Source organism: Rhodoferax lacus (assembly GCF_003415675.1).
GTDB classification, from domain to species: domain Bacteria; phylum Pseudomonadota; class Gammaproteobacteria; order Burkholderiales; family Burkholderiaceae_C; genus Allorhodoferax; species Allorhodoferax lacus.
Map to the genome: position 1 here is coordinate 198513 of NZ_QFZK01000007.1, position 10294 is coordinate 208806.

Here is a 10294-nt window from a genome sequence, read left to right on the forward strand (position 1 = left end):
GTGTCCGCAGGACCTTGAAATGCAGGGCCTGCTACGGCCCGTAACGCTTTGGGAGAAGACATGGGTGAACGGTTTGAATTGCCTGCCGAACTGAATATTTACGGCGCGCTGGAAATACGCGACACGCTGCTGGCGTGGGTGGCCGAGCAGACCGCCAAGGGCCGTGACCTGTTGAGCATTTCGGCTCGGGACGTGTCCGAGGTGGATGGCTCCGGCCTGCAACTGCTGGCCGCCTTGTCCAACAGCGGCACGCCATGGCGCCTGGTGGAAGCCAGCCCCGCGTTTGTGCAGGCCTGCCGCACCATCGGACTGGTGGACTGGCTGGACTCCCGCTATCTGAACACCGAAACCGGAGGGGCTGCGCCATGAGCCTGGATGCTGACCTGGACTTTATTGCGCAGGCCATGCCGGCCTTTATCAGCGAGGCTGCCGAGCAGATCGCTGCCATCGAGACCCTGCTGCTGGAGCTCGAAGAGCAGCCCGACAACCGCGAACTGCTGGACTCGTTGTTTCGCTGCGCCCACACCGTCAAGGGCTCGGCCGGCATCTTCGGCCTGAACCGGGTGGTGGAGTTCACCCACCATGTGGAGACCCTGCTCGACAAAATGCGCGATGGCGATGTGGCCCTGACGCCCGCCATCAGCACCCTGCTGTTGCAGTGCAATGACCAGATCAAGTTCCTGGTGGACACCGCAGCCGATGAGAGCGCCGACACGCCGGACCAAAAAGACCTGCGCGCCGATCTGGTGATCCAGCTGCGCGCCATCACGGAAGCGGGCGCGGCGACTGCAGCGCCTGTGGCCGCGGCCGCAGCAGCACCCGCCAAGGATGCGGTGGTGGCCGGTGTCTGGCGCATTTCCGCACGCTTTGGCCCCGAGACCTTCCGCAACGGCATGGACCCGCTGTCGATTGCGCGCTATTTGGCGGGCATGGGTGAAGTGGTGTCGGTGCGCTGCGGTGCCGATGGCGTGCCGCCCCTGATCAACCTGGATCCGGAGAGCTGCCACCTCAGTTTTGACATGGAGTTGCGCAGCAGCTCCAGCCGCGAAGACATCGAAGGCGCCTTCAGCTTTGTGATGGATGACTGCGAGCTCGATGTCGTGGCGCCCGAAACGCCAGACCAGAAGCTGGCCCGCGCCATCGAGGACATGCCGGGCACGCCGCGTCTGGGCGACATGCTGGTGTCCGTGGGCGCCGTGTCCCAGGACAAGCTTACCCAGGTGCTCAGCACCCAGGAGGCCAGCCGCGGCATGCCCGCGGTGGCCAAGGCCAAGATTGGCGACCTGCTGGAGTCGCAGGCCGGTGTCGCGCCCGAGGTGGTGGCCGCAGCCCTGGGCAAGCAGCAGAAGATGCGCGAAGCCGCACCCACGGAAGAGCGCTACATCCGGGTGCAGGCCGACCGGCTGGATGCGGTGATCAACCTGCTCGGCGAGCTGGTGATTGCCGGGGCCGGTGCGACCCTGCTGGCGCGTGCGACGCACACCGAGGCGCTGATCGAAGCCAATCTGCACATGAACAGCCTGATCGAGGAAATCCGCAACGGCACCCTGGGCCTGCGCATGGTGCCCGTGGGCGAGACCTTCAGTCGCTTCCGCCGTGTGGTGCGCGACACCGCGTCCAGCCTGGGCAAGGAAGTGGCGTTCGAGATCGTCGGGGGGGATGCCGAACTTGACAAGTCCATGGTCGAAAAAATTGCCGACCCGCTGATGCACCTGGTGCGCAACTCGCTGGACCACGGCTTGGAGCCGCCGCAGGAACGCATTGCCGCGGGCAAGCCCGCTGCAGGCAAGCTGGTGCTGAGTGCGCGCCACGAAACCGGCGCCATCCTGATCCGCATCGAGGACGATGGCCGCGGCATCAACCGCGAGCGCGTGCTGCAGCGCGCCTGGAACCGCGGCCTGGTGGAGAACGGCGTGGTGCCGCCGGATGACGAGATCAACATGCTGATCTTCGAGCCCGGCTTCTCCACGGCTGAACAGGTTACCAACCTCTCGGGCCGTGGCGTGGGCATGGACGTGGTGCGCCGAAACATCGAAGCGCTGCGCGGCAGCCTGCGCCTCAACAGCAATCCGGGCAAAGGCCTGCAGGTGGACATCCGTCTGCCGCTGACCCTGGCCATCATTGACGGCTTCATGGTCGGCGTGGGCCGCTCCACCTTTGTGCTGCCGCTGGAGTCGGTGGTGGAGGTGATCGAGTCCGGTGGCGACCATGTGCGCATCGACGAGCGCGGGCGCCACTGCGTGGAGCTGCGCGGAGCCACCCTGCCGGTGGTGCGCCTGCGCACGCTCTACACGGTCGAGTCCGAGTTGCCCGCGCGCGTCAGCGTGGTGGTGGTGAATTCGCCACGCGGCAAATACGGCATTGAAGTGGAAGTGCTGCTGGGCCAGAACCAGACGGTGATCAAGCCGCTGGGCCGCCTGTTCGGGGCGCTGCGCGGCATCTCGGGCTCCAGCATTCTGGGCAATGGCGACGTGGCGCTGATCCTGGATGTGGTGTCGCTGGGCGATCTGGTCACCGGTGCCGATGTGCAAGCCGCGCTGGCTTGAACCACGACGTGCCCTTGGGCAATCAAAACAAATGGAACTGAACTGATGCAAAAGCAGCAATCCTCCTGGATAGGACGACTTTTCAATGGGGCCGCCATGGAGCGGCGCATTGCCGAGCTCGAAGCCGAGCTCAAGGTGCGCACCGACATCATGAACCTGACCAGCATCGTCTCCGAGGCGGACAAAAAGGGCGACATCCTCAGCATCAATGACAAGTTCATCGAGGTATCCAAGTACAGTGCCAAGGAACTCATAGGCCAGCCGCACAGCACCACGCGCCACCCGGACATGCCGCGTGAGACCTTCAAGCTGCTGTGGTCCACCATCGGGCGCGGCGACATCTTCCGCGGCATCATCAAGAACCGGGCCAAGGACGGCACACCGTACTACGTGGATGCGGTGGTGGCGCCCATCCTGGGCGACAACGGCAAACCCCTGAAGTACCTGGGCGTGCGCTACGACATCACAGCGGCTGAGACCGAGCGCCAGAACGCCGCGGGCATCCTCAAGGCCATCGACGCGTCATACGCCTATATCGAATTCGACCTGGCGGGCAACGTGCTGCAGGCCAATGCCAATTTCCTCACAACCATGGGCTACCAGCTCGCAGAGATCCAGGGCCGGCACCACCGCCTGTTCTGCGCGCCTGCAATCTTCAATGCGCCCGCGTACCAGCAGTTCTGGGCCGACCTGAACCAGGGCAAGCCGCAGAACGCAGTCTTCCAGCGCGTTGGCAAATCGGGCCAAGATATCTACTTGCAGGCGGTCTATGCACCGGTGACCGACGAGATGGGTCGCGTCGTCAAGATCGCGAAGATTGCCACCGACGTGACGGCCGATGTCACGGCGGCCACCATGCTCAAAACGGCGGTGGAGCAGGCCAACCGCGTCACCTCGGCGGCGCAGCGCGGTGACCTGAGCCAGCGCATTGACCTGAAGGGCCTGAGCGGCCCGGTGGCCTCCCTGTGCGTGGGGGTGAACGAGCTGATAGAGACATCCTCGGTTATTTTTGCCGATGTGGGCCGCGTGATGGGTGCCTTGTCCGAAGGTGATTTGTCGCAGCGCATGACCCACGACTACGTGGGCACCTTTGCCGACTTGCAGCGCGATGCCAATGACGCCAGTGAAAAAATCAGCGGTGTGGTGTCCGACATGGGGCGCATGTTTTCTGCGCTGGCCGGGGGCGACCTGAGCCAGCGCATCACGCGCACCATGCAAGGAGCCTTTGACCAGGTCAAGTCCGATGCCAATGCCAGCAGCCAGAAGCTCTCCGACATCATTGACGAGGTGCGCGCGGCGGCCGATGCGCTCACGGGTGCGGCCAGCCAGGTGAGTGCCACGGCCCAGTCGTTGTCCCAGGCCGCCAGCGAACAGGCTGCCAGCGTGGAGCAGACCACCGCCTCCATAGACACCATGTCGGCCTCGATTGCGCAAAACAGCGACAACGCCCGCATCACCGATGGCATGGCCACCAAGACCAGCACCGAAGCCGTCGATGGCGGCAGTGCCGTCAGCCAGACGGTGGTGGCCATGAAGCAGATTGCCTCCAAGATCGGCATCGTGGACGACATTGCCTACCAGACCAATCTGCTGGCGCTCAATGCCGCCATCGAGGCCGCCCGTGCCGGTGAGCACGGCAAGGGCTTCGCCGTGGTGGCCGCCGAGGTGCGCAAGCTGGCCGAGCGCAGCCAGCAGGCCGCGCGGGAAATCGGTGACCTGGCGGGCAACAGCGTCTCTACTGCCGAGCGCGCAGGCCGATTGCTCGACGCCATCGTGCCCAGCATCCAGAAGACCAGTGAGCTGGTGCAGGAGATCGCCGCGGCCAGCGCCGAGCAAAGCGAGTCGGTCACACAGATTGGCGGCGCCATGGGACAACTGAGCCAGGCTACGCAGCAGAACGCATCGGCTTCCGAGGAGTTGGCGGCCACCAGCGAAGAACTGTCAGCCCAGGCCGAGCAGTTGCAGGAGTCGGTGGCCTTCTTTGGCGCTGGAAGTGGCCCTGCCACCAACGGACCCAGCCGTCTGGATTTGGCCAAGCCGCGCAAGTCCACCACGCTGCCGCGCCTTGGCGCCCAGCCAACCCCCGCAGCCGTGCGGGGTAGCGGATCTTCCAATTTCAGGCCTTATTGAGAGAAAGCTACGCCATGCAAGTTGAAAGCGCACCTCCATCCACAGGGAAGGCCAGTACCGGCCCGACCCTGCAGTACCTGACTTTCTCGCTGGGCGATGAACTGTTTGCCATGGACATCCGCAGCGTGCGCGAAATCATCCAGCACAGCAATATGACCATGGTGCCACTGATGCCGGAGTTTGTGCGCGGCGTCATCAACCTGCGCGGCTCCGTGGTGCCGGTGATTGACCTGCAGTCGCGCTTCGGGCGCGCACGGGCAACGCTTGGCAAGAAGACCTGCATCATTATTTTTGACGCCGGTCAGGCCGAAGAAAGAGTGGAGCTGGGACTGCTGGTCGACTCGGTCAGTGAGGTGATCGACATCGCCCAGGCCGACGTGGAGCCTGCGCCCCAGTTTGGCACCTCCATCCGGCGTGACTTCGTCCACGGCATCGGCAAAGTGGGCCAGGAATTCATTGTCATCCTGTCCCCCGAGCGCGCCCTGGACATCAACGAAATGGCCACGCTGGTCCAACAAGCCTGAATTCCCTTCGCACCATGAAACTGTCCATCCGCTCGCGCATCCTGTTGGGCTTTGCGCTGCCCATTGTTTTCTTTATCGGCTTTACCCTGTGGCTCAGCGGCCAGCTCGCTGGCGTCAAGCAGAGCATGGTGACTGTGTCTGAAGAAGGAGTGAAATACGCCCTGCTGGCAGCCCGCATAGACAAGAACGTGGTGCAGATCCAGCAGTTCCTGTCCGACGTGTCAGCCACCCGTGCCAAGGACGGGCTGGATGACGGCTTCAAAAACGCCCAGGATAATTTCGACGCGCTCAACGCCGCGCTGACCGAGTTCGAGCAGCACTTTTCCAAGACCGGTGACAGCCAGTCGGTGCAGCGCATCCAGGCCATCAGGGCCGGTGCGGAACGTTACTTTGCGGTGGGCCAGGCCATGGCCAAAGCCTATGTGGCGGACGGCCCCGAGGCGGGCAACAAGCTGATGGGCGGCTTTGACGGTGCCAGCGAAGAGTTGCAGAAGCTGCTGGAGCCTTTTGTCAAAGCGCAGTTGGACCAGATGCAAGGCCAGGTAGCAGCATCGGTAGAAAGTGCCGACCATATCTTGCAGACGGCGCTGACGATCGTGGCACTCACGGTGCTGGCCGCAGTGCTGCTGGCCTGGGTGGTGACCTCCAGTATTACCCGCCCGCTTGCCAAAGCCCTGGGTGTGGCCAACCAGGTCGCAGCAGGCCGCCTGGACACGGTGATTGAGGCAGACCAGAGCGAAATCGGCCAACTGCTCGCACCTCTGGCCAAGATGAAGGACACCTTGCTGCAGTTTGAGGCTGCGCAGGTCGAACTGTCGCGCCAGCATGCCAACGGCATGCTGGATTACCAGATGCCGGTGCAGTCCCTGGAGGGCGTGTACCGCAACATGGGCGAGTCCATCAACACCCTGGTCCAGTCGCACATCCACGACACCATGCAGGTGGTGGCCACTGTCAGTGCCTATGCCGATGGACGGCTCGGTGTGGTGCTGCCACCCTTGCCGGGCGACAAGGCGCGTATCAACGAGGCCATCAACCGGGTGCAGAAGTCTCTGCAGGAAGCCGCGGCCGCGGCTGAGTTCAACCAGCGCATCCGCCTGTCGCTGGACAGCCTGCCCGTGTGTGTGACCGTGTCCAACGCAGAGGCCCTGCTGGTGCATGCCACGCCACCGGCCAAGGAACTGCTCAAGCTGTTTGGCGGCGCCAGTTTCAATACCGATGCCTTCTATGGCAACAAGCTCAGCACCCTGTTCAAGAGTGCCGATGACGCCACCCGTTTTGACCAGGCCGTGCGCTCGGGTGAAACCGTGGACATGGAAATCCAGGGACGCAAGCTGCGCCTGCTGGCCCGCCCGGTGCACAACGAGGCGGGCACCGCCATCGGCCGCATCACCCACTGGATAGACCGCACCGACGACATTGCCTCCGAGCAGGAAGTCTCCGACATCGTGGCCGCCGCTGTGCAGGGCGACCTGTCCGGCCGGGTGGACATGCAAGGCAAGACCGGCTTCTTTGCCAGCCTGTCTGCCGCCATGAACCAGCTGCTGGAAACCAGCGAAGGCGTCATGGGCGACACCGCGCAAGCCTTGGCCGCTCTGGCCCAGGGCGACCTGACGCACCGCATCACGCGCGACTATGCCGGCCTGTTTGGCGAGGTCAAGGCCAGTGCCAACGCCACGGCCGACAACCTGACACGGGTGATAGACGAGGTGCGCTCGGCCAGCGACGCCCTCAGTGGCGCGGCCGACCAGGTCAGCACCACGGCCCAGTCGCTGTCGCAATCGGCCAGCGAGCAGGCCTCCAGCGTGGAGCAGACCACCGCTTCCATCGATGTCATGTCTGCATCGATCGCCCAGAACAGCGACAACGCCACCGCCACCAATGGCATGGCCACCAAGACCAGCGCCGAAGCCACCCAGGGCGGCCAGGCAGTCAGCCAGACCGTCAGCGCCATGAAACAAATAGCGTCCAAGATCGGCATAGTGGATGACATCGCCTACCAAACCAATCTGCTGGCCCTGAATGCTGCGATTGAGGCGGCACGCGCCGGCGAGCACGGCAAGGGCTTTGCCGTGGTGGCGGCCGAGGTGCGCAAGCTGGCCGAGCGCAGCCAGTTGGCGGCCAAGGAAATTGGCGACCTGGCCGGCAGCAGCGTGGCCACCGCAGAGCGCGCAGGCAAACTGCTCGACCAGATCGTGCCCAGCATCCAGAAGACCAGCGAGCTGGTGCAGGAGATCGCCGCAGCCAGCACCGAGCAAAGTGAATCGGTGGTGCAGATTGGCGGTGCCATGGGGCAGCTCAGCCAGGCCACGCAGCAAAACGCGTCGGCCTCCGAGGAGCTGGCGGCCACCAGCGAAGAGCTCTCGGCCCAGGCCGAGCAGCTGCAACAAAGCATTGCGTTCTTCAAGACCGGTGAAAGCACGGTGTCCAAGCGTTCCAGTCCGGCGGCCGCTGTGGAGCGCCGGGCCCATGCGCCACGCCTGACTCACAAGGTGACTCCCGCGGCTGTTCGCGGCGGCAACTTCCGTCCCTATTAAAGGCATCTATTGGCCAACCTTGTATTCAGCGACCAGGAATTCCAGCGCATAGCCGACCTGATGTACGGCGCGGCGGGCCTGTCCTTTAACGACTCGAAAAAGTCGCTGATTCATTCGCGCCTGGCGCCGCGCATCCAGAAGATGGGCTTTGGCAGCTTTGCCGACTACATCGCCATGCTGGAGGATGAGTCGCAGGCGGCCGAGTTCCAGATGGCCGTGGACCTGCTCACCACCAACGAGACCTACTTTTTCCGCGAGCCCAAGCACTACGACCTGTTGCAGCAGGAGCTGCCCCAGTTTGCCAACAAGGCGGGGCTCTCGGTGTGGAGTGCAGCCAGTTCGTTCGGTGACGAGGCCTACAGCACCGCCATGCTGATGACGGACTTGCAGACCGCCGGACGCATCGGGCCCAACTGGTCCATCCTGGCCACCGACATCAGCCACCGCGTGCTGCTCAGTGCCAAGGAGGCGGTGTTCCCGCAGGACCGGCTGCGCGCTGTGACACCCGAGCGCTTGCGCCGCTACTGCCTGCGCGGCGAAGGGCCCTCCGAAGGTCAGGTTCTGCTGCAGGACAAGATCCGCCAGCGCGTGCAGTTTGGCCAGCTCAATCTGTGCAAACCATTTGGCGGGCTGGGGCCGTTTGACGTCATTTTCCTGCGCAATGTGCTGATTTACTTCGACCCGCCCACCAAGGTGGATGTGGTGGACCGGGTGCTTTCCCTGCTCAAGCCAGGAGGTCTGTTTTTTCTGGGTACGGCCGAAGGCCGGGTGCCGTGCAAGACGCCTCTTCAGACCGTGATCCCCGGCGCCTTCCGAAAGGCCGCCTGATGGCCACGCAGCTCAAGCAAGCCCGGAGTCCCGGCGCCCCGGTGGAATTGATGCCGGGAGATGTCACGCTGGGCCCTACCGGTGCGCAGTTCAAGACCCTGCTGGGTTCCTGCGTATCCGTCATCCTGACCGATCCGCGGCGCACGGTGGGCAGCATGTGCCACATCGTGCATGTGGGCACGCCCAATGCCGAAAACCGCCACAACACCGCCTATGGCGTGGCTGCCATGCACACCATGTTTACCGAGCTGCGCGCCAAAGGCATCAACCCGCGCATGTGTGAAGCCTATGTGTATGGCGGTGGCAATATGTTCCCGCAGCTGTTTCGCGAAAAGCATGTGGGCAGCAACAATGTGGACTGGGTCATGAACTATCTTGAAACCCACGGCGTACCTGTGGTCGACCAGTGCCTGGGTGGTACTGGTTACCGCAAGGTGAGTTGGATAGTAGGGCAGCAAGACCCCGTCGTAGAAACCGTATTTCCGGAACAAGGTAGATAAAAATGGTCGTCAAGGTATTTGTGGTGGATGACTCGGCCATCGTGCGTCAGGCCCTGGCCCACATGCTGGCGGGCAACGCGGAAGTGGAATTGGTGGGCAGTGCGCCCAACCCCCTGTTGGCGGTGGACGCGATTCGCCGCACCGCACCCGACGTGCTGCTGCTGGACATTGAAATGCCGGGCATGGACGGGCTGACCTTCCTGCGCCAGATCATGTCCACGCATCCGATTCCCACCGTGATCTGCTCCACCCTGTCCACCGAGGGCAGCCGCGTGGCGCTCGAAGCCCTGGCAGCGGGTGCCATCTCGGTCATGGCCAAGCCCAAGCTCGGTCTCAAGCAGTACCTGGACGATTCGCGCCGGGACATGATCCAGATCCTCAAGACCGCCGCCCGCGCCAAGCCGCGCACACGCCTTGCAGCGCCCGATGCCGGTGCTGCGCGCGCCCTGCAGTCACGCACGCCGGTGCTGTCTTCGGTACATGCGTTTGCCATGAACAAGCCGGTGGTCGTCGGCAGCTCCACGGGCGGGACACAGGCGCTGGAACTGGTGCTGACCAGCCTGCCCGCTGACGCGCCCGGCATAGCCATCACGCAGCACATGCCGGAAAAATTCACCGCCATGTATGCCCAGCGCCTCAATGGCCTGTGTGCCATGCAGGTGCGTGAGGCCAAGGACGGTGACCGGCTGGAGCGCGGCCTGGCGCTGATCGCCCCGGGCGGCCTGCATATGCAGCTGCGCAAGGCCTCGGGCCAGTACTACGTGCACGTCATGGACGGCCCGCCGGTAAACCGCCACAAGCCTTCCGTGGATGTGCTGTTCAAGTCCGCCGCCGAGGTGGCCGGGCGTGATGCCCTGGGCATCATCATGACCGGCATGGGCGATGACGGCGCACGCGGCATGAAGGTCATGCACGACGGCGGCGCGCGCACGATCGCGCAGAACGAGGAAACCTGTGTGGTGTTTGGCATGCCCAAAGAAGCCATCAAGCTGCAAGCCGTGGATGACATCCTGCCGCTCGAACATATCGCCCAGGCGATATTGCAGTTCGATTCAAGGGCCTGAACCGTCCAAGTACCGCTTCGGTACGCGCTTTGTTTTTCCGCCGGGCCAATGGAATGGACGCCCCCCTCGCATTAGCGGCATCAAAGTGCCAAAGTGAGGGGTGTGTTTTCAACCCTCTGAAGCGAAAGGAGCGTCCACCATGGAGATTACGACAATTGGTATTGA

General features: G+C 63.7%; 7 protein-coding genes and 2 pseudogenes. All 9 read left to right on the forward strand.

What is annotated here, in order from left to right:
• Positions 1 to 60: 60 nt before the first annotated feature.
• The 9 genes and pseudogenes from DIC66_RS13190 (at position 61) to DIC66_RS13225 (ending at position 10129) form a co-directional block, all read left to right on the forward strand.
• Positions 61 to 369 (forward strand): STAS domain-containing protein, encoded by a 309-nt coding sequence (locus DIC66_RS13190; protein WP_147321309.1) that lies wholly within the window; start codon positions 61 to 63, stop codon positions 367 to 369.
• Positions 366 to 2546: a chemotaxis protein CheA gene (locus DIC66_RS13195; RefSeq protein WP_117177913.1), complete on the forward strand. Its 2181-nt coding sequence runs from the start codon at positions 366 to 368 to the stop codon at positions 2544 to 2546. Before DIC66_RS13190 ends, DIC66_RS13195 begins: the two co-directional genes overlap by 4 nt.
• Before the next feature lie 150 nt (positions 2547 to 2696).
• Positions 2697 to 3389, forward strand: a pseudogene (locus tag DIC66_RS23810) (PAS domain-containing protein); the annotation flags it as partial.
• A 654-nt stretch (positions 3390 to 4043) separates the two neighbouring features.
• Positions 4044 to 4676, forward strand: a pseudogene (locus DIC66_RS23815) (methyl-accepting chemotaxis protein); the annotation flags it as partial.
• Between the two features lie 14 nt (positions 4677 to 4690).
• Positions 4691 to 5200, forward strand: coding sequence for a chemotaxis protein CheW (locus DIC66_RS13205; protein ID WP_117177917.1), 510 nt, complete (start codon positions 4691 to 4693; stop codon positions 5198 to 5200).
• Between the two features lie 14 nt (positions 5201 to 5214).
• Positions 5215 to 7737, forward strand: a complete 2523-nt coding sequence (locus DIC66_RS13210; protein WP_117177919.1) for a methyl-accepting chemotaxis protein — start codon at positions 5215 to 5217, stop codon at positions 7735 to 7737.
• 9 nt (positions 7738 to 7746) lie between these two features.
• Positions 7747 to 8565 carry a CheR family methyltransferase gene (locus DIC66_RS13215; RefSeq protein WP_117177921.1) on the forward strand — a complete coding sequence of 273 codons (819 nt, stop codon included), beginning with the start codon at positions 7747 to 7749 and terminating at the stop codon, positions 8563 to 8565.
• Positions 8565 to 9065 (forward strand): chemotaxis protein CheD, encoded by a 501-nt coding sequence (locus DIC66_RS13220; protein WP_117177923.1) that lies wholly within the window; start codon positions 8565 to 8567, stop codon positions 9063 to 9065. Before DIC66_RS13215 ends, DIC66_RS13220 begins: the two co-directional genes overlap by 1 nt.
• Positions 9066 to 9067: 2 nt before the next feature.
• Positions 9068 to 10129, forward strand: coding sequence for a protein-glutamate methylesterase/protein-glutamine glutaminase (locus DIC66_RS13225; RefSeq protein ID WP_117177925.1), 1062 nt, complete (start codon positions 9068 to 9070; stop codon positions 10127 to 10129).
• Positions 10130 to 10294: the final 165 nt, after the last annotated feature.

Excerpts from the sequence above, each read along its gene's own strand:
- DIC66_RS13190 (WP_147321309.1), top strand. The coding sequence starts at position 61 with ATGGGTGAACGGTTTGAATTGCCTGCCGAACTGAATATTTACGGCGCG.
- DIC66_RS13195 (WP_117177913.1), top strand. The coding sequence starts at position 366 with ATGAGCCTGGATGCTGACCTGGACTTTATTGCGCAGGCCATGCCGGCC.
- DIC66_RS13205 (WP_117177917.1), top strand. The coding sequence starts at position 4,691 with ATGCAAGTTGAAAGCGCACCTCCATCCACAGGGAAGGCCAGTACCGGC.
- DIC66_RS13210 (WP_117177919.1), top strand. The coding sequence starts at position 5,215 with ATGAAACTGTCCATCCGCTCGCGCATCCTGTTGGGCTTTGCGCTGCCC.
- DIC66_RS13220 (WP_117177923.1), top strand. The coding sequence starts at position 8,565 with ATGGCCACGCAGCTCAAGCAAGCCCGGAGTCCCGGCGCCCCGGTGGAA.
- DIC66_RS13225 (WP_117177925.1), top strand. The coding sequence starts at position 9,068 with ATGGTCGTCAAGGTATTTGTGGTGGATGACTCGGCCATCGTGCGTCAG.